Source organism: Bdellovibrio sp. HCB274 (genome assembly GCF_047306075.1).
GTDB lineage: Bacteria > Bdellovibrionota > Bdellovibrionia > Bdellovibrionales > Bdellovibrionaceae > Bdellovibrio.
Map to the genome: position 1 here is coordinate 886,272 of NZ_CP178623.1, position 24,710 is coordinate 910,981.

The 24,710-nt window shown below is 46.6% G+C and carries 21 protein-coding genes; 12 read left to right on the forward strand and 9 right to left on the reverse strand.

Annotated features, from left to right (window positions below):
* Positions 1–21: 21 nt before the first annotated feature.
* The 5 genes from ACLWNV_RS04405 to ACLWNV_RS04425 all read right to left on the reverse strand — a co-directional run bounded on the left by ACLWNV_RS04405 (position 22) and on the right by ACLWNV_RS04425 (position 7,712).
* Positions 22–1,698 carry a hypothetical protein gene (locus tag ACLWNV_RS04405; protein ID WP_413586694.1) on the reverse strand — a complete coding sequence of 559 codons (1,677 nt, stop codon included), beginning with the start codon at positions 1,696–1,698 and terminating at the stop codon, positions 22–24.
* Positions 1,699–1,793: 95 nt separating this feature from the next.
* Positions 1,794–3,464: a glycoside hydrolase family 44 protein gene (locus tag ACLWNV_RS04410; protein ID WP_413586695.1), complete on the reverse strand. Its 1,671-nt coding sequence runs from the start codon at positions 3,462–3,464 to the stop codon at positions 1,794–1,796.
* 94 nt (positions 3,465–3,558) lie between these two features.
* Complete coding sequence (locus tag ACLWNV_RS04415; RefSeq protein ID WP_413586696.1) at positions 3,559–5,319, reverse strand: ATP-grasp domain-containing protein; 1,761 nt, start codon at positions 5,317–5,319, stop codon at positions 3,559–3,561.
* Positions 5,316–6,854 carry a hypothetical protein gene (locus tag ACLWNV_RS04420; RefSeq protein ID WP_413586697.1) on the reverse strand — a complete coding sequence of 513 codons (1,539 nt, stop codon included), beginning with the start codon at positions 6,852–6,854 and terminating at the stop codon, positions 5,316–5,318. The genes ACLWNV_RS04415 and ACLWNV_RS04420 overlap by 4 nt, the downstream gene beginning before the upstream one ends.
* Before the next feature lie 3 nt (positions 6,855–6,857).
* A complete protein-coding gene (locus tag ACLWNV_RS04425) occupies positions 6,858–7,712 on the reverse strand; it encodes a hypothetical protein (protein ID WP_413586698.1) in 855 nt (284 codons plus the stop codon).
* Positions 7,713–7,960: 248 nt separating this feature from the next.
* Between ACLWNV_RS04425 and ACLWNV_RS04430 the strand changes: the two genes are divergently transcribed.
* Genes ACLWNV_RS04430 through ACLWNV_RS04440 form a run of 3 tightly spaced genes read left to right on the forward strand, consistent with a single transcriptional unit; the run spans position 7,961 to position 11,366 of the window.
* Positions 7,961–8,692, forward strand: a complete 732-nt coding sequence (locus tag ACLWNV_RS04430) for a leucine-rich repeat domain-containing protein (RefSeq protein ID WP_413586699.1) — start codon at positions 7,961–7,963, stop codon at positions 8,690–8,692.
* The gene (locus ACLWNV_RS04435) at positions 8,693–10,207 is read left to right on the forward strand and encodes a lipopolysaccharide biosynthesis protein (protein WP_413586700.1); all 1,515 of its coding nucleotides are present in this window, start codon (positions 8,693–8,695) and stop codon (positions 10,205–10,207) included.
* Complete coding sequence (locus ACLWNV_RS04440; protein ID WP_413586701.1) at positions 10,200–11,366, forward strand: ATP-grasp domain-containing protein; 1,167 nt, start codon at positions 10,200–10,202, stop codon at positions 11,364–11,366. The genes ACLWNV_RS04435 and ACLWNV_RS04440 overlap by 8 nt, the downstream gene beginning before the upstream one ends.
* A gap of 217 nt (positions 11,367–11,583) precedes the next feature.
* Here the strand turns inward: ACLWNV_RS04440 and ACLWNV_RS04445 are convergent, their stop codons facing one another.
* Both ACLWNV_RS04445 and ACLWNV_RS04450 read right to left on the reverse strand, forming a co-directional pair.
* The gene (locus tag ACLWNV_RS04445) at positions 11,584–12,465 is read right to left on the reverse strand and encodes an XrtA system polysaccharide deacetylase (protein ID WP_413586702.1); all 882 of its coding nucleotides are present in this window, start codon (positions 12,463–12,465) and stop codon (positions 11,584–11,586) included.
* Positions 12,446–13,537, reverse strand: coding sequence for a glycosyltransferase family 4 protein (locus tag ACLWNV_RS04450; protein ID WP_413586703.1), 1,092 nt, complete (start codon positions 13,535–13,537; stop codon positions 12,446–12,448). Before ACLWNV_RS04450 ends, ACLWNV_RS04445 begins: the two co-directional genes overlap by 20 nt.
* A 123-nt stretch (positions 13,538–13,660) precedes the next feature.
* Here ACLWNV_RS04450 and ACLWNV_RS04455 point away from each other — a divergent pair, with 123 nt between their 5' ends.
* From ACLWNV_RS04455 to ACLWNV_RS04475, 5 genes are read left to right on the forward strand one after another with little or no spacing between them, the layout of a single operon-like run.
* Positions 13,661–14,812, forward strand: coding sequence for a glycosyltransferase family 4 protein (locus ACLWNV_RS04455; RefSeq protein WP_413586704.1), 1,152 nt, complete (start codon positions 13,661–13,663; stop codon positions 14,810–14,812).
* On the forward strand, positions 14,809–15,555 hold the full coding sequence (locus tag ACLWNV_RS04460) for a hypothetical protein (RefSeq protein ID WP_413586705.1): 747 nt from the start codon (positions 14,809–14,811) through the stop codon (positions 15,553–15,555). The genes ACLWNV_RS04455 and ACLWNV_RS04460 overlap by 4 nt, the downstream gene beginning before the upstream one ends.
* Positions 15,555–16,754 (forward strand): O-antigen ligase family protein, encoded by a 1,200-nt coding sequence (locus tag ACLWNV_RS04465; protein WP_413586706.1) that lies wholly within the window; start codon positions 15,555–15,557, stop codon positions 16,752–16,754. The genes ACLWNV_RS04460 and ACLWNV_RS04465 overlap by 1 nt, the downstream gene beginning before the upstream one ends.
* Positions 16,751–17,902: a glycosyltransferase family 2 protein gene (locus ACLWNV_RS04470; RefSeq protein WP_413586707.1), complete on the forward strand. Its 1,152-nt coding sequence runs from the start codon at positions 16,751–16,753 to the stop codon at positions 17,900–17,902. Before ACLWNV_RS04465 ends, ACLWNV_RS04470 begins: the two co-directional genes overlap by 4 nt.
* A complete protein-coding gene (locus ACLWNV_RS04475) occupies positions 17,902–19,050 on the forward strand; it encodes a glycosyltransferase (RefSeq protein ID WP_413586708.1) in 1,149 nt (382 codons plus the stop codon). The genes ACLWNV_RS04470 and ACLWNV_RS04475 overlap by 1 nt, the downstream gene beginning before the upstream one ends.
* On the opposite strand, the gene ACLWNV_RS04480 is transcribed toward ACLWNV_RS04475, so the two are convergent.
* The gene (locus ACLWNV_RS04480; RefSeq protein WP_413586709.1) at positions 19,037–20,377 is read right to left on the reverse strand and encodes an exopolysaccharide biosynthesis polyprenyl glycosylphosphotransferase; all 1,341 of its coding nucleotides are present in this window, start codon (positions 20,375–20,377) and stop codon (positions 19,037–19,039) included. The two genes, ACLWNV_RS04475 and ACLWNV_RS04480, sit on opposite strands and share 14 nt — an antisense overlap.
* A 280-nt stretch (positions 20,378–20,657) precedes the next feature.
* Positions 20,658–22,088 (reverse strand): murein L,D-transpeptidase catalytic domain family protein, encoded by a 1,431-nt coding sequence (locus tag ACLWNV_RS04485; RefSeq protein WP_413586710.1) that lies wholly within the window; start codon positions 22,086–22,088, stop codon positions 20,658–20,660.
* Positions 22,089–22,301: 213 nt separating this feature from the next.
* On the opposite strand from ACLWNV_RS04485, the gene ACLWNV_RS04490 reads away from it, so the two are divergent.
* From ACLWNV_RS04490 to ACLWNV_RS04505, 4 genes are all read left to right on the forward strand, one after another.
* Positions 22,302–23,138 (forward strand): DUF6279 family lipoprotein, encoded by an 837-nt coding sequence (locus ACLWNV_RS04490; protein WP_413586711.1) that lies wholly within the window; start codon positions 22,302–22,304, stop codon positions 23,136–23,138.
* 65 nt (positions 23,139–23,203) lie between these two features.
* Entirely contained in the window at positions 23,204–23,746 is a 543-nt protein-coding gene (locus tag ACLWNV_RS04495; protein ID WP_413586712.1) for a hypothetical protein, read from the forward strand.
* 177 nt (positions 23,747–23,923) lie between these two features.
* Entirely contained in the window at positions 23,924–24,271 is a 348-nt protein-coding gene (locus ACLWNV_RS04500; protein WP_413586713.1) for an RNA recognition motif domain-containing protein, read from the forward strand.
* A gap of 151 nt (positions 24,272–24,422) precedes the next feature.
* Entirely contained in the window at positions 24,423–24,638 is a 216-nt protein-coding gene (locus tag ACLWNV_RS04505; protein WP_413586714.1) for a hypothetical protein, read from the forward strand.
* Positions 24,639–24,710: the final 72 nt, after the last annotated feature.

The window sequence follows — 24,710 nt, forward strand, 5'->3', positions numbered from 1 at the left end:
CTTCTTGCCTTCGTGGAGTGCTTAGTTGTTCACACAGCTAGGAGTGTAGCCGTACTTTTGGTTTTTATAGAAGCGGTTGATTCTTTGACCGGAAACTTCAAAGCTGAAATCCATACCGCAAGTTTTACCCTGCTCGTAGAATGCTTTGAATACGCCCGGATTAGACCAAACTGCCTTACCGAAATTCGCCATACCCGCAGAGAACCCATTTCTGTCGCGGCCCATAGAGGCTTTGATTTGTGCCACTGCTTTTTTGATTCCCAGGAAGGCGCCGTCTACAGAGTTACCACGGCAAGCTCTGTCCTGACCGGAAGCATTGTTCGGGTCATAGCTGGAAGAGCAGTTAGCCAGGGATTTGATGTTGCCATCAAGGTAAGAAGCACGTGCCTGAAGCTTGTTCAGGAACGCTGTGCTGTTGTTACCAAGACCCAGGATAGCTCTCATGTATTCATCAGAAAGGTTCATCTGAAGGATAACCTGGTTGTATTTCAAAGAGTTCGCAAAGTTTGGAACTTTCACGCAAGTCTCAGCTTCTTTATCGAATCCAGCGATGTCTTTTGCGTAATCGATTTGGTTTTCCAAACGACCTTCCTGACCCCAGTCAGATTGGTAAGCATGTTTGAATTGACCATAGAATTTTACTGAAGTTTCTTTCGCCAGTACCGGACCGGTAGCAGTGGAAGTCATACCACCTTTGAAAGAGCGCTCGCGTTTGTAGTGTAGACCCACCAAACGGCTTGCGGATTGTTTTGTGTAAACGCCGTAGTCTTTAACTACGTGTTCGTCCCACACAGAAAGTTCTTCTTCGTGGTTATAGTCCTTACCTTGGGAACCACGCAAAGAAATGATAGGGATGAACGGAGTGGAAAGACTCACGCCAAAAGATTTACCGAATTTGCTTAAAGTCGTATCAGCGATTTTAACAACACCAGAACCTTCAATTCTTGAAAGGTCATAGGCTTTAGTTGTTTCACCGGCCATGAAGCGTTCGAAAGCTTCAGCATTTTCAGGACGGGAAATGTCGAATTCGTAGTTGAAACCTTTTGCTTTTTCGATAACCGCATCAGCACCTACAGAAGTGTAGAATGCACCAGCGCCGACGTTAATCATCTTAACGTACTTTTTTGCTCTCTCAACGTAAACTTTAGTTGGAGCAGTTTTCTCAAGGTAGTTCGCCCAGCCACCAGTTGCGACGGCGAAAACGCCCACGCTGATTGGCTCAGTGCCGGTACCAAGATAGAAGGAAACGCCACCCTGGGATTCCCAGTAAGCGGAGTCTTTAACATCCCACTTGTTCAGTTCACGAACTGTCGTTGGAAGTTTTTTGCGTTTTTCGTTTTCAAGTTCTTTCAAAGTACGAACTTTACCGAAAGTGATACCAAAGTTATTAACCATTGGTCCCATGGAGAATGCAGCCCAAACTTCATTCTTCGGGAACCATTTGCCGATGGAACCTGTCGCATTTGCGTAGAAGCTGTTTTGCAGAGCCACTTTGTAGTCAGTCGTTAATGCGCTATCAACTTCAAGAGTCGGGCACATTACGTTTTTAGTGGGAGTGTTGTTTACGATCTGATTCAACCAGTCGTAGTTCAAGTACCAGCCGTAGCCAGTTGACATATCATTACCAATGTCATTGGCCTTTGCGCCGGAGACAGCCATCAAACCCGCGCACAGCAGGGCAAATGAAACCATTTTCATATAACGTTCCTTTATATTCTGTGTAATTCCACGAAATGCGTTCCCAATACCAAAAAATACTGTCAAAGCACATCGAAAAGTGAGGCGGAATTAAACTATTTGTAATTTGTATCCTTAGCGATGCCCATTTGATCGGCGCCGAACTTGTTAACTTCGAATCCTTTCGCGAACCTAGATGGGTTCTGCTCAAGTTTAAGGATTGAAGTCGACCAGCCTGGTACTACATAAGTAGCAATTTTGCGGGCGTTGCCGTTTTTGATATAGATTTGGACTGTTTTGTCCACGGGGCTCTTGTTCACGATAGCCACGTTTACAAAGTTAGCTCCAGCCGTTGCGTAGGCGTTAACCACGTCGCCCATGTTGTCGTCAGTCGCTACCATCGTACCTTTGAAGTGGTTCGTGAATAGCGCGTAAGTGTGGAAATTGTTGGTCTTTTTAGTGCCACCATCCAGCATCGCCCATGGGATGTTGGAACCTTCTTTGTTGCTCAAAGCAAAGTTGTTAAAGAAAGAAACGCCTTCTTTAGCCGCAATACCCAAAGTATCCGCAATATATAGAGGACGGATGATCGGGTGGTACGTGTTGCTTCTCCAGTCAGAATCCACCGCGAATTCGTTGATCACAAGTTTTGCGTTGGGATAGTAAGCCTTCAGCCAGCCCTTCATGCGAGGGATGATGTTCGGATTTGCGTTTCTGTAAGAACTGATATCAATCGTGTTCGTATAAGTGGAATCGTGAAGAATACGTGTACCTTCAAGGATTTTGGAAACCCATTGGCGGCCATCAGCATCTTTAACGATGGAATTAACATCGTCGATTTTTGTTCTGAAGTTTGGATAGTAGTGGAATGCGAAATTGTCCAAAAGCTTATAGCCTTTAGGATTCACAGCCGGATCTTTTTCGGCTTTAGCCAAACGATCCAGGAAGTAAGGGATGAAGTGTGTGAAGCTGCCATCGCCGTATTTGCAATCAACCTGGCCACGGATTGTCGGACTCCATTGGCAGTCTTTCGTGAAGTTGCCCGTGTTCCAGTCCAACCATGAAGAGGAAATTTCCGGACCCCAGATTTTGATGGAATTTGCGTCACCGTTGTTTTCAGCCTGTGCCTGGCGAACCGCTACTGCGAAAGCGATGTATCTTTCGATGTATTCGTCAGCAGAAATACCGCTGTCTTCAGTGTAAGCTTTCGTGTGAGGGTGAGTTTCGTGCCACTGTTCAGGCTCGTTACCCAAAGAGATGTCTGTGATGCCAAGTTTTAGCTGGCCATTCAGAACTTTGATCATTTCGTAAGCGGACTCTGCAGTGAAGGAATTCTTTAGAACAACACTGTTGCCTTCCAAAACCGGTTGATAGCCGGAAAGGTTGATTTGATAAATACCGCCCACTTTGTAATCACGAAGCAAAGCTGCGATACCGCCCAGGCCCAAAAGATTGTGTACGCCGGTTTTTGTGTAGCTAAGATTGTTCTTCCAGTTGAAGACGTCGAATTCGTTACCACCGATACGAAGTCTGCCGATGCCCAATTCCTGAACCAGGTTTGCAGCCGGAGCTTGAGAGAAGGAGTCGAAGTGTGAGCCGTAAAAAGCACGGTCAATGTTTTGACCTTTTTTGCTCAAATCAACGACGATCTTTGAAGTAACGTCTTTGCGTTCGTTGAAGTTATAAGACTCTGTCGAACGAACGATTCCAGTGCTGCTGCAGGCAGCGGCTGTAACCAGCATACTTCCGCAGAACAGGATCGCATTTAGCGCTAAGGATTTCTTCATATAAACCTCGTGAAATTTGGCGTAACGATTTTTTGTGGGCAGCTGTGAATACGTCTTGCCCGCAAAACAGGCAAGAGCATTTTAAATAAACGTGTTACAGGTTAATTATGTTTATTAAGCCTGCGATACTACAGGATATTTCACAAATCGCGGTCTGGTAAAATTTACGGGACTTTCCATATGGGTCCCGGATCTCACCGCGCTTGGGAACATCGCTGGCAGCAAAGCCTAACAAGAACGTCTTATCCGCGTATTTCGGATACTCCGCCTTGATGCGCAACCAGTGTTCATTTTCCATAACCAAAATGACGTCGCTGGATTCAAACATTTCTTCGGTCACCTTGTGCGATGACCAGTTGTCCATGTTGATTCCCAATTTGCGTGATTCCTCAATCATCACCGGATCTGCGGGACGATGATCTTCATAATGGAAACCGGCAGAGATAACTTCAACTTTTGAATCCGGAGCAATTTGTTTAAAGTATCTTTCCGCCAAAGCACTGCGGTTAATATTTCCATAGCAAATGAAAAGAATTTTTTTGGATCCACGCAGACATTTTTGCGCCTTACCCGTTGTCCAGGCAAAACGGTGATGTTGCAGTTGTTTTAGAACTACCAAAATATCTTTGATTCGATTCAAATAGCTTGAACCGATTTTAATAACATCAAAAAGACCCGGAACCGGATCGTACCATTTTTCAACATCCAAAACATGGCGAGGCGAGAAAACGCGAAGGGCATCCTTCAGCATCTCTTTTCTGTTCTGCCAGGGACCTTTAAAGCCACGGGGAGTTTCACCGCGCAGAACCTGCTCGTACCATTGCAGATCATTTTTCAAATTTCTCGCATAGACTTCAGGACGATAAGCAGAGGTGGAATCCGCTCGACCTTCCAATAACAACTCAGCTAACATAGCAGGGAAGTCCGCTCCCGCACCGACGGCCAATGGCAAAGAGCCCCAGAAGCGGCCGTTGATTTCGACCAGAATAAAGCGGCCCGTTTGTGGATTCCATTTGAATTCGACCATGGCAACACCAGTCCATGAAAGTGCTTTCATCAAACTTTCAGTCGCGGATAATAATGCGGATTCAACCTTGACGCTTTTACGCAGGCAACTCGCGCCGCCTGTCAGTGGCAATTCATGAACGCGCTGATGTTGGAATGCATACAGAACTTCACCGTTGGAAGTGAGGACTTCAACCCCGACTCCCAAACCCTGGAAGTATTCCTGAACGATGACTTCACCGAAATTCAAAAGATTTTCAATTTTGCTGCGCGCTTCTTCCAGAGTGAAGGCATACTTCACTTCCAGTTTTTTGCGGCCTTCTTTACCTGTGCCAATAGAGCGGCCGGGTTTCAGAACCAAAGGTCCCTGAGAAAGCAGGCTTTCCATGACAGCTGGCTGATCGACAAAGCGGCGGCCTTCTTCCTGGTTGGTTAAAGTGAAGTTGTTAGGCAAAGGCAAGCCCAACTGCATGGCAAGTTCAGTGGTTTTGTTTTTATCCAAAACAGTTTCCAGGGCCTCATTCGCTGCCATGGCAAGCTTGTTCGCCTGTGGATGATGGCGAAGTTTCATCAAAGGCACCAAAGTGCGCTCTGTGACCGGAATAATCAAATCAAAGCGATCGCCGGAAAGTGCGAACTCGCACCAAAGCAGAAAATCTTTTTCAGCTTTCAAAGGATCCGGATGGATCATTTTGCTTTTAACGAAACGGGAAGTGCTGGCGATTCCATGTTCCGACGGACTTGCAACGTGAACACTCCAGCCTTTCAGGGCTAAAGAGCGCACGATCGCCAGGGAGGAAACCATATCGCCATCAAGAATCAGGATGTTTTTTTCAGAACGTGCCATCATCGACTCACCTTGATATTTTTGCAGAAGTCATAAACAGTCACGGAGCCATTACTGTGCAAGTGATGTGTGCCGTAAATGTCTTTGAAGAAATCAGCTTTAACTTTTACCTGGGTTTTTTCCGCGTAATCGGTTTTCGTCAGACGTTGAATCTCGTTAATCCGAGAGCCTGCCCCATAAATACCGAATTCCTGGGATTGAGAAACGCGGAAGATCTTATTTCCTTCGCGAACCATGCCGCCATTGCGTGCCACCAAAGGATTGATAATCAACGGATTCATTGCGTGTGCCGTCCACGAGTCACTCAGTGGGGAATCAGCATAGAAGGCATGCAGCTCAGTGCAGTTGTCGTTCTTTTGCAAGGAGTCCATGTTTGTAAGCATCCACCAAAGCCCGTCTTGTTCAAATAGCAGACTGTCGACAGCGGCCACATTCTTCATCAATGATTTTTCCAGCTCCCATTTCAAAGGGAACTCGGTGCATTTGTAGATACGGATTTCTTTGGCGCCGGAGGTTTCAGGGCACATGTACAGTTCGCCTTGATACTCGAACAAATACGGGAAAGACATGTGAAATGATTCTTTGATCACAGGCCCCAAACAGACAGCACTATCGCCCTTAAGCTCAAAAGCAGAAATATGGCCCAAGCCTGTCGAGAAGTCGTACTCTTCAACGAAACAGATATCCTGATTGTTTTTATGAATGACAAATGGGTCTGCGAAAAACTGATCATTGCGATACTTGAAAGGGGAGCCATTTGCGAGCTTTAGCGGTTGCCAGTTATCGCGGATGAAAGCCACATTCCAGTGCTGGTCTTTGTTCTGCAAGCTTTGAAGCTTTTGACGGATTGTTCTGAAAACTCTTTTACCCAGGTAAGTGGCAAGGTCAAGACTGGATGGCGTTTTCACGTTCCAGCTCACATCGCCATCGTCCTGCAGATGTGGCCATGCAAATGCCGGGGATTGGGATTGTTTTTGCAGATATTGAACCAAGTAGGAAATAGCCTTGCGGCTGACATAAGCCTGGTTTAACAAAAAGCTGGATTGAGTCAGCAGACGGCCCGTAAGAACGTTCTCGATGCTGTTCGAAGTTTGCAGACGAATGCGAAATGGAGTTACCGCTTTTTTGCTGAAGACTTCCCAAAAACCCACAAATCCCGGAATGAAGCCCGGAACTCCGGCTTCAACCAGAAGCGCTCCATTTTTTGATCTTTGCAGTAAAGAAGCGTCGATGGACTCGCCAGACAGTGAAATCAGGAAATCAAAATTTTCAGTGGAAGCCGCCGTTAAGGAAGTGATTTTCTCGGCCGGGATCGTATTCAGGTGACCGCGATAGGCGGTGGAGTTCAAATAGCGCTGATCTAAATTGATCACAGCTTTAAGAAGCTTTTGTGCAAGCAGACCTGGCGTGGCTGATGTATTTGCGGCTGGTCGTGTGATAACTCTCACCTCCGCCGAAGCGGAAGCCTGCACGTCCTTGATGAACTCAAGGACATACTTGGAGTTTGAATGTTCAGAAACGACCAGACCGATTTTCACAAATTACATCCTGACGGAGGTCATGAACACATAGGAAGTATCGTCGTTGTTGTACACTTGAAATGATTGGGACGATGGCGTGGACTGAGCAACACCAATGGAAAAGTCGATATTGTCGTTCACCGAGAAATTCAAGTTGGTTTCCAGAAGCTGAAAGGCTTCGTGACGTTGATTTTCATCGTTGTTGGCATTGTAGAACTCGTCTTTCACGCCAATACCTTGAGAGATATTCAAACGGTCGCCAAAGTACTTCGTGGCTCTTAACCAGTGTTCAATCTGACCGCTTTGCGTGACTTTCAACTTAGGTGTACTGCCTTGATTGGAAATATAAGTGCTGTTCTTTTGCGCCAACGCCCAACCACGGCCGTAGTAACCAACAGAGAAGCCCATTGGTAAATCGCGAGCCGCTTCAAAGTCAGCTCCCACGCCGCCATACGTTCCGGCTTCAATTTGATCTGGAGCAGTTGGAACGAACAATTTGTAGATGGCTTTCGTTTTAATTTCAAATGGCAGGCTTAACGGAGTTTTGTCGATAAGAGCGATGTGCGAATCCGCCATTTCGGTTTTAGCAGGCATCTCGTAGCCGTAACGAATACCTTCAGAATCATAAGTGAAAGTCGGGCGCACGCTGACGGTGAATCTTTGATTCAGCTTGTAGTTCAAAGCCAGCAAGTTGTACATGTAGACGCTGCCATTGCCGGTATTGAAGTCATTCACTTCGCTGGAATAGTAACCGAAGTAGCTAACGCTGATTTTGGAAGGACCCGTGGGAACCCACGCAGAAATCGCTGGAGCATCCGCGTTGGCAGATGCAGCATATGGAACGAGCAAGAGTGCTAAAGACAGCAGTTTTCTCACAATGATTTCTCCGTTTGAAAATGAGCCCTTAGATTTACCCTCTGTGAACGGGCATTTAAAGGTGCTCCACGAACTGATGTAATCTTTGCAGGAGGTGTCCAAAACCTGGTCACCTTGGGGCTGCCGGTACTTTTTTCAGTTCTTGGGAAAGGTTTAACTTATGACAAGCATTCTATGCGAATATCCGCGGAATCATGTGTATCACCAGGCTGGCATTAAGCTTTATTACAGGCACGTTAGTGTTCCTAATGTCCCATTCCGCGTTTGCGGCTTCTTCGATCAATATCTGTGATCGGGGCGAGCTGGGCGCGGCTATTGCCAGATCCCTGGGTAATAAGAGCTGCCAGGCAGTCTCGGCGGAGGAGCTGGCGGAGTTGCAGTTCCTTAAAATCGAAGGCGTTATCGCTCATCTTCCGGCCGATGGATTTCTGGGATTGGATTCCCTAAGAAGTTTGATTTTGGATTCAAATGGGGTTCAAAGCATCGAACCAGGAGCTTTCAACGGGCTTGAGTTGTTACAGGAGCTATCTCTTCAGAACAATCAACTTCTTCGCTTGCCTCCCTCCATGTTGAAACCCCTTAAAAGTCTGCGTCGACTGCAGCTTCGGGGCAATCAGCTGACCTCTATGAATCGTCAGACTTTTGCCGGGGCGACGTCGGTGGTTACCGTTAATCTTGAAGGCAATCGTATCGCAAAAATCGAAAACGGTGCATTGAAGGATCTGTCATCACTTCAGGTTTTAAATCTGCGTGGAAATAACTTGTCGCAGCTGACCCGGCAGGCATTGTTCGGTGCAGTGGCTTTAAAAAATCTGATCGTGGATGCCAATCGCATCCAGCGAATAGAACCAGGAACGTTCGCAGCACTTCCTCATCTTTCCCAGTTGGACATCCACGAAAATCCTATCCAGGAAATTTCCCGTAAAGAAGCGGGGCTTAATGCTGGCGCCTTTGTCGGCGGTGTAAAGGTAAACCCCTAAATGCAACAGCACAAAGAAGGCTTCAACAGAGTTGCATTACTGACGGGCGCGCGAATCTTTGGGGTGATATTCTCCTTTGCGATTCCTATGTATCTGGGCCGTCACCTGGAAGTGGATACCTACGGTACTTATAAACAGGTGACCCTGATTTACTGGTTTGCTCAAGTGGCTTTGAATTTGGGCCTGGATGATTCCGTTTTTTATTTTCTGCGCTGGGATAAAAAGAATTTCCCCTTATTCAGTATGAATGCATTGGTATTCAACGTTTTGGTCACGGGCTTTTTGGCCCTGATGATGACGGTCTTCAGATTTGATATTGCGGCTCTTTTAAACAATCCGGATTTAGCGCAGTATTTGCCGGTCTTAGGTTACTTGATTGTCGTGACTTTGTGCTCCCTGCAAATCGAAGGCTTCCTGATTAACTTTAATCGCTTTAAGGCACGGCTTTATCTGGATGCAGGGACCGAGCTGTTAAAATCCGTGGCGATCATGGGTGCCTTTATTTTATTTGATTCTATCTTCATTGCGCTCGCGCTGTTGTCACTGGTTATGACAGTCCGAATGCTGTGGATGATCTACACGATGCACAGTCACAAGGTGCGTGAGGGTGTCCGCTACCGCGATGCCCATAAGTTCTTTATGGATCAAGCCCGCTATGGACTGCCGCTGGGAGTATCCCGGATTGTTCAGAATATTCTGAACATGGAGAACCTGTTCATTTCCTCGTTCTATAACGTCAGACAATTTACGTTCTACTCTGTGGGTTGCTTTGAAAATCCAATTGTGAATTCCCTGCGTACGTCGTTGTACGAACTGGTGAATATCGAGCTCATTGATAATATTAAAAGCGGAAATTACGAGAAGGCGGCCGAAACCTGGCGCCGAATGACCCGCAGCCTGTTCCTGGTGGTGGTTCCCTTTACCATCTACATGATGTTCTTTGCCAAAGAGATGATCGTCTTTATTTTCTCTGACAAGTATGTCGAGAGTGTGCCGTTCTTCATCGTCTTTAATTTCTATATCTTTATTGCGTGTCTGAATCCGGAGCCGTTATTCCGTTCCACCTCCAACACCGGCTATGCTTTGAAAATCAAAGTGCTGGGTGTGGTACTGGGCTTACTGATGATCATCGGTGGAGCTTACTATATCGGTCCTATGGCCGTTTTGTGGGGTAAAATCCTTGCTGTCGCATTTATTAATATTTCCGGTCTGTTCATTGGCGCACGCCTGCTGAAAACAAACATTCTGAATCTTTTCATGTGGAAAGACCTGGGTAAGACCGTCATGCTTTCCGTGGTCTTTGGTTTTATTTTCCGTGCAGCCTTTTACAACCTGACCTGGCATCCATTCTGGGTGCTGGCAGCCAGTTCCAGCGTCTATGCGGTTTTCTATTTCTTCTTTGCATGCCGATTGAACCTGGTTCGTCCTGAAGAGGCGGAACATCTGTTCAACATGATTAAAAAAGTTTTCGCAAAACTCGGCCTGATCAAAAAACTCGAGGTAGCCCGTGACTAAAAAGGTTTTGATCATAGCTTTAGCCAAAGACTGGACCGGCATCAGCCGCTTGCCATCGGGACTCGATCGCGCGGGTTTTGAGACTGTGGCACTTTGTCCATCAGGCAGCTACTTATCAAAAACAAAGCACTTGGCTAAGGCGATGACCTATCCAACCTTCACGTTCACAAGATCAAAGCTTGTGTACCTGTGGATGCTGGCAGCCATGGTGCGTTTTAAAGCCGATATTATCCTGCCAGGCGACGAAGACGCGCTGTTGGCAATGCAAAATCTTGCAAACACGCTCTCGAAAATTCCAGGACTAAGTTTCTTATCCAAAGAACTAAGAAAATTCACAGCTCCCGAAAAATTCGACTCCGTAGTTTTAAACAAATCCCGCTTCGTGGAAAACTGCCGCGAGTGGGGAGTCCGAGTTCCAAAAAACACCCGAGTAGAAAACCTGGATATGGCCCTGCACGAGGTTCCCTCTTTCGGTTATCCTGTAGTCCTAAAATTCGACTTCGGCTATGGAGCCTCCGGTGTAACAGTTTGCCAAAACGAAACTGACCTTCGCAAAGCTTTCTCAAAACATTCCACAGTGGGTATCGCTAAAAAAATAAAAGAACTGATCAAGAATCTACTTTTTGTAGTTCAAGAATCCGCAGAAGCCGGAATCTCCCTACAACAGTACATCTCAGGCCCAGTAGGTTTGGTGCCATTTGTAGCAAGCAACGGCCAGATCTTTGCCATCAACCCAATGCTGAAACATAAGACCTACCCAGGCGCCACCGGCCCATCCAGCGTGGTAAAAGGCATAGATAATCAAGAAATCAGAAACGCCGTAAAGATAGCAGCAGAAAAGCTAAGCTACTCCGGCTTCGGCTCTTTAGATTTCATCATCGACGAAATAACAAATGAAGCCTACATCATCGAACTAAATCCACGCCCAGTTCCAACTTCACATTTCAGCAGCGACCTATGCGCCGAAGATCTATGCGTGGCACTTCATGACGGCCTAACCAAAGAACAAGACACCAAAGCACCAGCATTCAAACCATACACAATCGCACTATTCCCCAACGAAAAGCGCCGCGACCCCAACAGCAAATACCTAACCGAAGCCCACCACGACATCCCAAAAAACGACCCGGCATTACTGAAAGCTTTAGAAAGCAAGTAACCAAAACGCCGTCGAGCAGAGCTGACTCGGGCACGGCGAGCTTGGGATGGATGTGCAGCGACCTCCGTGGGCGCCACGATGGCGCGAACCCGTCCGCCGTAGTAAAGCGGAGGAGGGCGGGCCACGGCTGAGCCCGGAAGGCGTGTCGCGGAATCAGCCATCCCAAGAGCGACGAGCTCGAGGCAGTTCTGCTCGAACCAGCCCGTCGTATTTGATTTTAGAAAGAATATGTAGAAAGGGAGTTAGAAGCCTTGGCGTCAGAAACCAAGCTCTCAACCGTAGTGAACTCAAAATCATTCAACAAGTTCAAAAACTTTTGGCGATTGCTGTTAAGGCCAACATAGTGTCTGAAGCGTTTCAATGCAGGCAGAGCAACTCGAGGTTGCGAAGGATCGAACTCCCAAGGATGGAAGTACATAACCACCGGACCCGTTTCCAGATCCTGCTTCAGAGCAGATTTGGTCATAGCGTAAGGAAGCATACGGAAGTAGCCCCCGCCGCAAACTGGAACCTGAGTGCCAAAAAACTTGGATTTCTTAAGGGGAACTTCCGTCAAACCACTGACAGTGGTGATAGATTCAGGAAAATCCTTAACTCCGTAATCCGGGTGGGAAGTTACAAAGATAGAGCTATCGTATTCAAGACCGCAATCACGAATGATTGGCAGCGCCCAGGAAGTTTTATGCATGACTGAAAAGCTAGGAGCTCTAAAACCTTTGATTTTCTTGCCAGAGACAGACTCCAGGGCAGAAATCGCTTTCTTCAAGTCAGCTTCGAAGGATTTAGGATCTAGAAGGTCGATCGGAGTATGTTGGTAACTATGGCAACCGATTTCGTGACCCTGGTCAGCGATCTTTTTGATCAACTCTGGCGCGCGGTCTGCCAGCCAGCCCAAAATATAAAATGTGGCCTTGATGTTCTTTTCCGCCAGGGCATTTAGGATGAAATCCATGCCGATATTAACGCGCATTTCCTGTTTGTCCCAGTCGGCATCGGAAACGAAATCGCGCATATTTCTGACAGTAAACCAGTCTTCAACGTCGAAACTTAAAGCAATCGGGTGCTTGGATTTTTTCGTGTTAGCGGTAAGTGTCGACATAGCTTTGCACCATCTTCTCAAGGGAATAGTGTTTAAGAACGATTTCGCGGGACTGTCTTTTTCGCTCGGCCAGGGACGTGTTGCTTATGTGCATGTCTTTAAGTTTGTTAAACAAAGCTGTTTCGTCCTGAAGGTCGTAAAGTTCCAATACGCCATGTGATGTTTCACGATGGGGAGCAATATCGCTGCACAGGCAGACTTTTTCAGTAGCCATAGCTTCAAGGACTGCAACCGGATGACCTTCGCGAATTGAAGAACTTAGGAAGATGTCGCCTTTTGCCAGAATTTCGGAGGCATCATTTTTAAAGCCGTGCATGGTGACTTGGCTTTCCAAACCATGCTCTTTTACGAAGTTTTCCAGCTTTTCACGAGGCTCAGGAGTTTTAGAAGTACCCGCGTGATCAAAGGTAAAAGGAATTCCAGCTTCTTTCAGCAGGCGGCAGGTATTAAACAGGTATTCCAGGTTTTTTTCATAGGAGATACGCGCAATGCTAACCATGTGCAGGGATTTGCCAGTGGAGTTGATCTCGGGAGTCGGCACGAACTTCTGCGTGTCGACGCCATTCGGGATTACGGTCAAAACAGAGCGATTTACCAAGGGACAGTTCTCAATAATGGAGTCTTTAACAAACCCCGAAACGCCAATCATCTCGTGATAAAAATAGCTCGCGAACTGAAAGAAGTATCGGTATTGGGGCTTGATGATGAAGTGGTGCATGGTGTGCTGAGTGTGCACCAGACGAAGACGGGGGAAACGCATCTTCAATAGAACCGCGTACTCCGTAGGACCGAAATCGTGAGTATGGATAACGTCGATTTTGTTTTCCTTGATGACCTTGATCAGTTCCTTCACCAGGTTCCAATCGCGTCCCGCGGATTTCTTATAAGTGAAGACCGGGAAGCCCGCATCCTGAATGGCCTTACCGATACCTGCCAAACTTTTAGTCTCATAGGTAAAAAAGTGAAGGCGGGTGCCTTCTCTAGTGTGCAATGCAAGCTGCTCCAGAAGGCGTTCAATGCCTCCCAGGTACAGGTGTTCCACCAAATGCAATACGTTCTTATTGTGGTTCATTGGTGGAATTTGTATCAAGAAATGGGACCTTTTTAAAGTGAAACCCCGGAATTGTAGGAACTCCATGGAACAGGCTTTACGGTGGAAGTTACGTGGGAATTCATTTAATTTCCTGTGAAACGCATGAAGAAAATCCTGTTCGTATCCAGCATCCAAATCTTCCCCCCGATGTCGGGTGGGCAACTCCGCAGCGCGAATCTGTGTCGGGCCTTGGTGCGCTTGGGATATGACGTGCAGGTGTATTCACTAACGGGCCGCAAAGAAAACTACCTTTCCCGAAAACCTTCTTTCAATCACACACTGGAAAGCGGTATTCGCGAGTCTGTGAACATGAACCCCGTGTGGGGATTGGTGCAGTTTCTTTTCTATCGTCTGCAGCTCCCGCCATTATGGGTCACTTGGTTGCTAAGCGTTTTTATTCCTGCCGATCTTAAGAAGGCTTTATCTGCAGCAGATCAGGTGATGTTGGATTTTCCTTTTTTGGCTTCTCTTCAACGCGACTCTAAAAAGCCATTGTGGCTGAATACCCATAATGCCGAATTTGAATTGTGGAAGAACCCCCTGGTTTCCAACGCAGTGAAAAGCATTGAGCTGAAAGCGCTCAGCTCTGCACAGCAGGTGTTGTTTTGTTCCGAAGATGATCGTCAAAAGTTTGTAGGAATAGTGCCGGGTCTGTATGAAAAAAGCAGCGTGGTTTCCAACGGCGTGGACGTCAGTCAGTTCTTGTGGTCAGAGCAATTGCGCGAAGGGACCCGTCAAAAGCTTGGCATTCAGGGAAAGAAAGTTTTCCTTTTCACCGGCTCCAGCTACCAGCCTAATCAGGAGGCGTTTCAGTTCTTGCAGAGTTTTGCTCAGCAGAACAAAGCCGTATTGGTTCAAATGGGCGTGGTGATTTTAGTGGTTGGTACAGTCAGCCAGAATTTGCAGAACGAGGAGCACTTCAAAATTCTTGGTCGCGTGGATGATATTATTCCCTATTTTGCTGCCAGTGACTTTGGTTTAAATCCAGTCGTGCAGGGATCCGGCGTGAACGTGAAAATGATTGAATTTATGGCGGCACGTTTGCCAATCCTTTCGACGGCCTTTGGTTGTCGGGGACTTAGTTTGGAAGATCGCAGGAATTGCTTTGTCTTTTCCCGCGATCAGCTTATGTCGGTATTGGAAACAGTCCTGGCAGTATCAGATGAAGAATTAAAAACAGTTTCCACATTGGCCCTTGGTGAAAACGAGAACAAGGTGGATATGACGAAAGCTTTATTAGGAACGGGTTTATGAATCAACTATTGAAAAACCATAAGGTACTACTGTTGACCACATTGATTCTGGGCGTGATTGCCTTGGGATATATTCTGGTCACTCCAAAAACTTTCGAGGCGACCAGTCGCGCGGCGATCTTTCGTATGAAGATTGAAAATCCGGACAACGGCTCTGATGAAAGCCGCAATCGCTGGATCTGGATTCGCGACGGTCTGAATATCAGCAGCGCTACTGTTACGGATGAGCAAATCAGGAATTTCCTGGCCTCCAGCGAGGTGGCAAAAGCCGCAACGGCTCAGTTGTCTTCTGAAACTTCAAAGGTGAAGTTTTTAAAAGGCATGGTGAATGTTCAGTTCACGGGGGCTGATGAAAATAACTATGTGATCAAAGTAAAATCCTCGAATCCTGAATTGGCTTTGCAGCTGAATCAAAATGTCTTCGACAACCTTAAATTTTTGGCTGTTCAAAAGGACAACGAGGACTTCCAGGCCCTGGCAGAGAAAATCTCCCAGGAAGCGGCAGCCTTCCCGGCGAACTCTCAGGAACGCAGCTTTTATCAGAACAAACTGGTAAAGATGAAGTTTGAGCACGTGATTTCCCAATCGCAAAAGGAACGTGTTTTTAAAGTCATTTCCGAGCCGTCGGTATCGGATCGCGCTGTTTGGCCTAAGCCTGCAGCTATTTTGGTGGTCGCGATCCTTGCCGGATTGGTTCTGGGTTTCCTTCTTGAATACCTGATGTTTGCCTTTAAGAGAGACTAATGCAGCTTATTTCCGCCGTACTTTTTATGGGATTGGTCATTACGACTCTCCATTTGGAGGTCCCACTGTTGTTATCAATTCACATTGAATTGATTTTGTTCCTGCTGGTAGTGGGGCAGACGGCGTATAGTATCCTGATAAAAGAAAAGCAGAAGCTTTCATTTTCGCATCCCATCGTATTGCCACTTTTGCTGGTCTCTTTGTATGCAATTGCACCGCTGCTGTCGTCCCTGTTCAGCGATGGTCTGTGGATTTTGCAGGATGGGGAGTACAAGAGTCTGGTGAAGATTCTGTTGCTGGCACCGTGCTTGTATTATCTTTTAATCCAGCCAAAGAATCGCGATTTGCTTTTGAATGCGATCATTTTCTTTTATTGCGTGTTGGGAGTTTATTTCTTGTACCGCTACTTTATCCTGGGTGAGGCGAGGGAATACGACGGTAGACCGCTGCTAAGCATCCGTCACGGGGATCCTAATTTTCTTTGTACATTTTTTGCGATGATGGTGCCTTTGGCGTTAATGCAGGCTTGGCGGTCTGTGTTGGCAAACAAGAACCTTCAGGTATTTTTGCAGATGGCAGCAGCTGCTTTTTTGATAGTGTGCGCTTTCATCACGCAGTCTCGTATGGGAATTTTGGCATTGCTGGCGGGCCTGGCTTTCTTGCTGACTCGAAAGTTTTCAAATTCACCTAAGGTGGCAGCGGTAAAAGTTGCTGCTGCTGTTTGCTTTGTCGCGATGGTGTCGGTGATTGCCCTGGACGGATCATTGGCGCATCGATTTTCAGACATCAATGATAAATCCAGTGCCGATCGTCTGTTGACCTATGAAAACGGATTTAAAGTATTTGCGGAGAATCCTTTTTTTGGATCAGGGATGCACAAAGCACGCGACTTCTTCTTTGCCAACTCCCAGTATCCTCAATTTCAAAGTGAGTTTAAGCCTCTGGAAGTTCATAACACGTATTTAAACGTGGCTGCAGAGTTGGGCGCGATCGGTTTCATGGCATTTGCGGCGATCTTGATCTGGGCCTGGCTGAGTGTGTGGCGTTCGCAGAATCCTGAGAGATACTTTTTAGTGACTTCCTATTTTATTCTTGCGGCAGCATCGTTAACCGTAGGGATTTCCTATAAAGACCTGGTGCTCTTGCACCTGTTTGTTCTGGCAGCATTGGCTCAACCGAAAAAGGAGCAGGTTTTATGATTTTGGTGCAGACTTTGTTTTGGATCGTATTCGTCGCCATTTGCCTGCACTATGTGCTTTTCGGTGTGATTGTGACCTTGGTTTCCCGGCTTTTTAAATTGAAACATAAAATTTCCGACATCACGCCTTCCGTTTCATTCATTATTGCAGCCTACAACGAAGAACGCGTGATCCGGGAAAAGATCCTAAGCGATCTTAAAACCGCTTATCCGAAAGACAAGATTGAGTTCATCGTCGTCTCTGACGGTTCTTCAGACCGCACTCCAGAGATTGTGAGCGAATTCAGTGAGCAAGGCGTAGTTTCCATATTTCAACCGCAACGCCAGGGTAAAACAGCTGCATTAAATCGGGCCGTGGCTGCGGCTAAAAACGAAATCATCGTTTTCTCTGATGCCAACTCCATGTTCCGTCCCGATGCGATCTCAAAGCTTGTTCGCCACTTTGCTGACGAAAATATTGGCGGCGTGTGCGGTCGTAAAAGCGTACTGCAACACCAGGATCGTAAAGCTTCAATTGGTGACAATTTGTACTGGCGTTATGAGTCTTCACTAAAGCAGGCGGAATCCCACTTGGGTTCGATCCCCACAGCAGACGGCGAGATCTTTGCTCTTAGAAAAGATCTTTTTAAAGAAGTTCCGCGCGAGCTTATCAATGATGATCTGGTGATCACTTTTGATATTTTGCAACAGGGCAAACGTGTGATTTACGATCAGGACGCAATCACCGAGGAGGAAGCATCCATTACATTGAAGGACGATTTCAATGTAAAGTCGCGCATGGTGTATGGTGGTATTCAGGTGATTTCACTATACAAAAAACTTTTGAATCCTGTGGCCAGCTGGTTTGGCTTTCAATTTTTTATCCACAAGACCCTGCGCTATTTTATGTGGGCATTGTTAGCTGCAATCCTGCTTACGAATGCTTTGCTGGTAGGGAGTGGTGTGTTCTATGCCGTTTTCCTGGCGTTACAGTTGGCATTCTATCTTATGGCCTTTATCGGTTATCATCTGGATAAAAAGGGTGCAAAGGCTGGTATCTTTTATCTGCCATACTATTACTGCAACGTGAATCTGGCGGCATTCAAAGGTTTTCTATTTTGGCGCAAACAACGCTCCACTGTGGATATTTGGAAAAAGGCGCAGCGCTAATGAATACCAACAAGCTTTTGCAGAATCGTGATTTGATTGTGTTCGGCGAAGATTTCGCCCGGCACCCTCATTCCCTTGAGCATTTGCTTCGTCCTTTGTTTTCTTCGAATCGTTTTATCTGGGTGGAGACCGTCGGTTTAAGGTCTCCAAAATTCAACCTTTATGATCTAAAAAGAATTGCTGGCAAGCTAGCCGGTTGGTTTGGACCGAAGACTCCACTCGCGCAGCGCGAAGTGCCAGAGAGTATGTCGATTGTTTCTCCGTTAATGATTCCCTTTAATCAGTATGCCTTGATCAGAGCTTTCAATCGCTGGAGTGTAGCAAGGGCTGTGAAGAAGGTAATTCAAACTCGTAAGTTCAAAGATATTATCACGGTTTCTTCGGTACCCAATTCCTGCGACTATGTGGGCGACTTCAATGAGTCGTTGAAAGTTTACGTCTGTGTTGATGAGTTTTCCCTGTGGCCCGGTCTTAATTACGACATGGTTCGCAAGATGGAGCGAAAGCTATTAGAAAAAGCAGACCTGGTACTTGCCACTTCAGAGGCTTTGGTAAAAACCAAATCCAACGGCAAACGCGAAACGGTTCTGCTGACTCACGGCGTGGAGTTCAATCATTTCAATATCGGACCGAAAGCTTCTGAGCAGATGTTGAAGCTTTGTTATTTCGGTTTATTTGACCAGCGCACGGACCAGCAGATTCTGTTGGATTTGGCAAAAGCCTTACCGGCGGCTTCTATTGAAATCATCGGCAATGTGGTTTGTGATGTGAGTCGCCTAAAAGAACAGGAAAACATTCACTTCATGGGGCCTGTCAGCTATGCACAGCTACCACAGGCGATTTCAGAAATGGATATGTTCATTTTGCCCTATGTGCGCAGCGAACTTACCGATAATTTAAATCCATTGAAATTGAAGGAATATCTTAGCACAGGACGCCCTGTGATTGCGACAGCCCTGCCTGAAGTGGCAAAGCTGGGTGAATACCTGTTCGTTGCTGATAACGGCTCTGAGTTCGCGCAAACTGTGCAGGACATTCAAGCGGGAAGACTGACTGGCAAAGGTCCCGCAGCCCTTCAGTATCTGCAAGCCAGCGAAACCTGGAACGCTAAGGCGCAACTCTTTAGCGGAGTGATTAACGCCCTCTAGCGCCGACCACGACGGCGATAGTTTTTAGAATAATCATGATATCCAAAAAGATGCTGCTGTGTTTAATGTAGTACAACTCAAACTGCAACTTTTCTTTGGAATCCTCGATGCTCGCACCGTAAGGGTAAAGTACCTGGGCCCAACCCGTCAGACCGGGACGCAAAGTGTGGCGCAAATCATAGTAGGGAAGTTGCGCTTTCAGCATGTCATTAAACTCGGGACGCTCCGGGCGAGGACCCACAAAGCTCATTTCGCCTTTTAAAACATTCCATAACTGGGGCAATTCATCCAGACGAGTCAGGCGAATAAAACGACCCACTTTGGTGACACGGTTGTCGTTCTTTGAGGCCCACACCGCACCATTTTTCTCGGCATCGGTGCGCATGGAGCGAAATTTATAAATCGTAAATGTCTGATTGTCTTTCCCGGTACGAGTTTGGCGATAGATAGCCGGCCCTCGGGACTCAAGCTTTACAATCGCTGCCACTAGCAAGATTACGGGCGAAGCCAGCAACAGGAAGGTGCCTGAGATTGCGATATCCATCAGGCGTTTTAGGCGCAGCTGCACAGGATGAGAGACAGATGAAAAGCCTGCAGAGTTGATAAACCAGTGATAATCCAAAAGATGCAACGGAACCTTGCGCAAGTGACGCTCGTAAAACTCAGTGATCGTAATGGCATTCACGCCGGCGCACTTTGCAGCGATGATCTGCGAACTTATTTCAGGCTTTAATACTTTTTCCCGGCTGGCAATGACCAGGGTGCTCCACGGGGACTCCAAAAGCTTTGTCAGCTTATCTGCATTGTCGTCGGGATTGTAGAACTCGATCAGTCCTTCAAAACCGAGGTCAGAGAAATCTTTAGAAATGGTTTCCTGGGCGGATTTATCAGCCAGAATCAACCATTTCAAACGTCCTTTGATCGCTTTGAAAAAGCTGATGACAATGAAACGGTAGCTCACCGAGATCACCAAAAATAAAAACAAACTGCCAAGCAGGGCGCCACGGCCAAAGAAGCCAACGCGATCAGTGGTAAGAATGAAGGTAATAGCCGTTGCCGTCAGTGTTGTCAGAACAAAAGCCATCCCTTGTCTGACTGCCAGCTGTTTGAAAGTGGAAATATGGTCTAAATCATAGTTGCCAAAAATATACTGAATCACGGGAACCGAAAAGGTCAGCATCAGCAACTCAACCAACTGAATATCATCGGGGCTGCCACCCAAACGGGTCGCGGTCGCCACAAAAAGAGCGGTCATGAAAAGAAGCATGTCCAAACCCACAAAAGCGATTTTGTGATTCGTTCTAAGTAGAGGGGCAAAACTTTTCATAAAAGCAGATCTCCCTTTTGGGCCGTCACGTGTAAAAAAGTTCGTCAAAAAAACGAACTCTTTCCCAATATAATGATCGACGCAGCACTTTTGTATTTCCAGCAAATATACCAGCAAAAAGGTAACCAACGGGAAACGTCTCGGTTTGAGACAGTGGACCCCCAAAATAGTGCGGGGCCATCGACCTCATAAGTTATCGATAGCCCCGTCTTTAATATCTAAATTCTCAACGTACTAAGTAAAATAAATCAGTTTCTAAGTTCAATTCCTCAGTCAGAGACTACTGGCAAAATGGCAGCGACTTCACCATGGATTTGATCGAAGTCAATTTGTTGTACTTGCCACCTGGTTTCAGCACGGACCAGTAAACGCCGGACTTGATCGCGATTGCTTTTTTGCTGCCGATCTGTTTTGCCATGATACCTACACCGCAATGAAGATTGATGTAAGGATCAAGAATGGTTTTCTTCGGGCTGGTGGAGCTTAGGTTTTTATCTTTGCTCCAGTCAAACTTACACCACTTGTTCCACTGAGTATCCTGATAGGAAAGTTGCAGCAATCCTTCAGAGTAAACAGGTTTTTTCGTGACGTTATCAGTACCCATGGTTGTTTCGTGCATACGGGAAAGTGGGTTGTAAGCACTTTCGTAGCGAGCCATCGAAACGAACAACTGAGCCCATACATTGGCTTTTTGATTGTTGTTAAGTTTGGAGTACTTTGGGCAAAATTGATTCATATCATTTGCACCAGCAAGCAGACTGCTCCACTCGTTAAGCACAAGGGATTGCAGATATTGGGACCACTGTTTGCGTTCTGGTTTGGACGAGGATTCCCAAGCCAAAGGCGCCATTGTATAGGCGCCATTACCTGGTGTTGGGGACGGGGACGGTGTGGGAGTTGGAGCCGGGATCGCCGGCTCAGAGGGCTTTGGGGATGGTAAGCCCGTCCCTCCTGTGTCGTAAACACTGTAAATCAGGGAGCCACCTTTAAGGGCATCAATAACCTGGGTGCGAACGGCCATGGAAAGAGCCGGGCAACCCCACGAGCGACCTTGCACAACGCTGGCTTCAGACACATAAGATGCACCGTGAATTACGATAGCGCGGGCGCGGGCGTTGGAGTTTGTCGAAGACAAACCATCCAGGCGCAAAGAGTAACCGTGGCTTCCGTTATAAGTTTCAGCCGTACGGAAGAAACCCAGGGAAGTTTTGTTGGAACCAGAAGAGTTGCTGAAAGAAGTCGCGATACCATCGTGGTTCGGATCGGAATTTTTACCGTGAGCCACGTGCAATGGCCAAACACCACCGGAATTCAAATCCACAATGTAAAAGCGGGCTGCTTTTGAACTTTGTGCGTAGTTGATGATCGTGATGTAGTTTTTATTGGCGAAGGATGATTTGTTTTGTTCAAAGTAAATCAAAGCATCAATCAAAGGCTGTGTCGGGACCACGTTATAGGGATCGACGTGATCGTATTTCATTAGAATTGTTTCTTTATCATAGGCAGACAATGTGGAAACATCGGAAGCCATTGTGCGAACCATCGGTTCAGCGGGAGTGGAAACTGCTTGTTCCACTGCAGGGTCGTCGGGAAGAGTCGTTTCTGTTTGGGCGTTGGCATGTGCACTAAGGCCCAGGGTTATTAAAGTTGCTGCGATCAAAAGCGTGGCTCTGGAACGTACAGAAGAATTCGTTTGCTGCTTTACAAGCATTGAAATTTCCTCCTGTGCGGAATTACACAATCGTGTGTGCTAACAAAGACTAGCCGAGAAAATTACGGTGCGGAAAAATTGATTACGGAATAAGAAAAAATAGGACCTACATCGAAATCTATTGTGAGAATGCTCACAGAACACTCTACCTGGGACTTGTGTTTTTATGACCTGGGTCTGTGAGAATGTGAACGCTGGCTCTAATCTGAAATTATGAAAAAGCTTTTCTTTTGTTTGATCGTGTTGGCGTTAGGTGGCTGTACGGCGGCGAATCCCGTTCTGGATGCGATGATCGGTGGAATATCCATCACTCAGGTGGAAGGATATTTCGATCTGGATCGCAAGCAGGAAAAAGATTTTGAACGGGAGGTTAACAAGGACGTAAAGCAGATTCAGCGAAAACAGCTTCAGGAGTTTGCCCAGGCGATTCGCAAGTACGACGAACGCGTTCCCCGTGAACTGGAGGATTCAAAAATTCTGAGCGAGGTTTTCGACACTCTGGAAACAGAGTACACGCAGGCATCGGGTTCCTTTAAAAACTCCGCCGTCTATCTGGTCAATTCCCTGCGAGATGAACAGTTTGTGCATTTTGAAAAGCAGGTTCGAAAGGAAATTCAGGAAGCCCGCCTGGAGGGACAGACACAGTTTAATTCCGATTTGCAGGCTCGCTTTAAAAAGCAACTTAAATACTGGGTCGGGCCCACAAGCGTGCATCAGGACCAGCTGCTGAAACAGTTTATTGAGCAGGAACCGTTTCCCTGGAAAGAGCGACTGAATAATCGCGAGCAGATACTGAACCGATTTATGGCCGAGAGACAGGACCCTAAGAAGCTGCGACAATTCACAGAAGAGTTTATGGTAAACTATGATTCACTTCGCACTCCCGAATACGCCCAAGCTATGGCTCTTTATGAGGATAAATTTAAAATTTTTCTGAACAAGTTCTGGTCCACACTGAACTACGAACAAAAGCAACAGCTTCAAAGCAGCCTTAATAAGCAGGCGCAGGAAGTGGAAAGTCTGGCACTGAATGAACGTCCTGTGAAATAGACCTTTCCTGATGTCAGGTTGCATGAATTCCCTTTGAGTCTCTATAATATGAGTTCGGAGGATTCATGAATTATCTATTGCTCGCCGCCTTGCTGGCACTGACTGCCTGTACGACAACCCCGACAGTTTCACCCTCTCCAGTGCCTCCGATGGCAACGCAAGTAGGGGACGAAAGTTCCTCCATCGATGCCGTGGCAATTCAGCGTGCATTAAATCTTGAAAGAAATGTTGAGCAGTTGGGTGTTGAGGAAAAAAGTTTTAACACCTGCGAAATGGGTTATGGATACTCCAGAAATAAAAATTGTCGTACAGCTTATATGACAGTTTTGAATGTGCGCTTATTGTGCCGTGATTCTGTCGGTACAATTTCCACGGTCCTGACAGAGGCAGACGTCACACCTATTGCTTCGCAAACAATTCGTTGGAATTTAAAAAACGTGAACGGTGAATTCATCACCGATGGCCTGGGATATGGCCAGATCGTGGCGCTTTCCTATAGGACTCAAAAAAGGGAGAGAGTTCGACTTTCCCTGGGAAATGAGTTTCTTTATATGAGAGCCAACGAAATCACGAAGGTTATTACACCCCGGCCATGGTGTTCCATGTAACGCGGTGTGTTGTTTTGCATAAAATCGAGTATTTTAGATATTTTTTCGGTTTAGTGCTTCGATTTTTGCGAATTATGGTTTAGCTATATTGAGAATAACAAGTCTCTCTTTGAGTTCGAGGCAATTAAGCCATCTCCTCACAGTGGGCTACTAAATGCCATTTTAGGAGGTATTAAAATGGGTAAAAAAATCTACGTAGGAAATCTTTCTTACCAACTAGACGAACAATCTCTTGCAGACGCTTTTGCTGAATTCGGTAACGTTGAATCTGCACGTATCGTAACTGATCGTGAAACAGGTCGCAGCAAAGGTTTCGCATTCGTAGAAATGTCTACTGATGACGAAGCTGCTACAGCTATTTCTAAATTGAATGGTGCTGAGCTTGCTGGTCGCGCGATGAACGTTTCTGAAGCTAAACCAATGGCTCCTCGTGAGAACCGTGGTGGTGGTTTCGGTGGCGGCCGTGGCGGTGGCGGCGGTGGTCGTGGTGGTTTCGGTGGCGGCGGCAATCGCGGTCCTCGTTAATTCGACCCTGACTTAATCTAAGTCTTCAAACCCTTGGTCTTGCGACCAAGGGTTTTTTTATGCCCAAAATCAATGACCTCACAGTTGAGTTCATCCCCGGATAGTTACAACCTGAATTGGATGGAATCATTCTCCATCAAGCGAGGTTGTTATGGATATCGAACCGGAAATCCGCAAAGAACAAAGACGTATTCGGGAGCAACGCTACTCCAAAGAAACTGAGCACGAAGAAGTCGAAGGGATGACCGAACGTCCTCATAAAACCCACGAACTTGAATCCAGCCCCTTGAAAGTCTTTTCCGCCATAGTCGGAATCTGTGTGCTTGCGGCCCTCGTGGTTGGCGCGATTTATTGGTACTACTACTGATTGTGAAACTTTCACCGGGCTCTTTGTTTGAAAGGCAACATAGGGTTGCACATTGAACATTGCGGTTCTCTT

Coding starts and splice junctions, on each gene's coding strand:
- ACLWNV_RS04405 (WP_413586694.1), bottom strand. CDS start 1,698: ATGAAAATGGTTTCATTTGCCCTGCTGTGCGCGGGTTTGATGGCTGTC.
- ACLWNV_RS04410 (WP_413586695.1), bottom strand. CDS start 3,464: ATGAAGAAATCCTTAGCGCTAAATGCGATCCTGTTCTGCGGAAGTATG.
- ACLWNV_RS04415 (WP_413586696.1), bottom strand. CDS start 5,319: ATGATGGCACGTTCTGAAAAAAACATCCTGATTCTTGATGGCGATATG.
- ACLWNV_RS04430 (WP_413586699.1), top strand. CDS start 7,961: ATGTCCCATTCCGCGTTTGCGGCTTCTTCGATCAATATCTGTGATCGG.
- ACLWNV_RS04435 (WP_413586700.1), top strand. CDS start 8,693: ATGCAACAGCACAAAGAAGGCTTCAACAGAGTTGCATTACTGACGGGC.
- ACLWNV_RS04445 (WP_413586702.1), bottom strand. CDS start 12,465: ATGTCGACACTTACCGCTAACACGAAAAAATCCAAGCACCCGATTGCT.
- ACLWNV_RS04450 (WP_413586703.1), bottom strand. CDS start 13,537: ATGAACCACAATAAGAACGTATTGCATTTGGTGGAACACCTGTACCTG.
- ACLWNV_RS04455 (WP_413586704.1), top strand. CDS start 13,661: ATGAAGAAAATCCTGTTCGTATCCAGCATCCAAATCTTCCCCCCGATG.
- ACLWNV_RS04460 (WP_413586705.1), top strand. CDS start 14,809: ATGAATCAACTATTGAAAAACCATAAGGTACTACTGTTGACCACATTG.
- ACLWNV_RS04465 (WP_413586706.1), top strand. CDS start 15,555: ATGCAGCTTATTTCCGCCGTACTTTTTATGGGATTGGTCATTACGACT.
- ACLWNV_RS04470 (WP_413586707.1), top strand. CDS start 16,751: ATGATTTTGGTGCAGACTTTGTTTTGGATCGTATTCGTCGCCATTTGC.
- ACLWNV_RS04475 (WP_413586708.1), top strand. CDS start 17,902: ATGAATACCAACAAGCTTTTGCAGAATCGTGATTTGATTGTGTTCGGC.
- ACLWNV_RS04480 (WP_413586709.1), bottom strand. CDS start 20,377: ATGAAAAGTTTTGCCCCTCTACTTAGAACGAATCACAAAATCGCTTTT.
- ACLWNV_RS04485 (WP_413586710.1), bottom strand. CDS start 22,088: ATGCTTGTAAAGCAGCAAACGAATTCTTCTGTACGTTCCAGAGCCACG.
- ACLWNV_RS04490 (WP_413586711.1), top strand. CDS start 22,302: ATGAAAAAGCTTTTCTTTTGTTTGATCGTGTTGGCGTTAGGTGGCTGT.
- ACLWNV_RS04495 (WP_413586712.1), top strand. CDS start 23,204: ATGAATTATCTATTGCTCGCCGCCTTGCTGGCACTGACTGCCTGTACG.
- ACLWNV_RS04500 (WP_413586713.1), top strand. CDS start 23,924: ATGGGTAAAAAAATCTACGTAGGAAATCTTTCTTACCAACTAGACGAA.
- ACLWNV_RS04505 (WP_413586714.1), top strand. CDS start 24,423: ATGGATATCGAACCGGAAATCCGCAAAGAACAAAGACGTATTCGGGAG.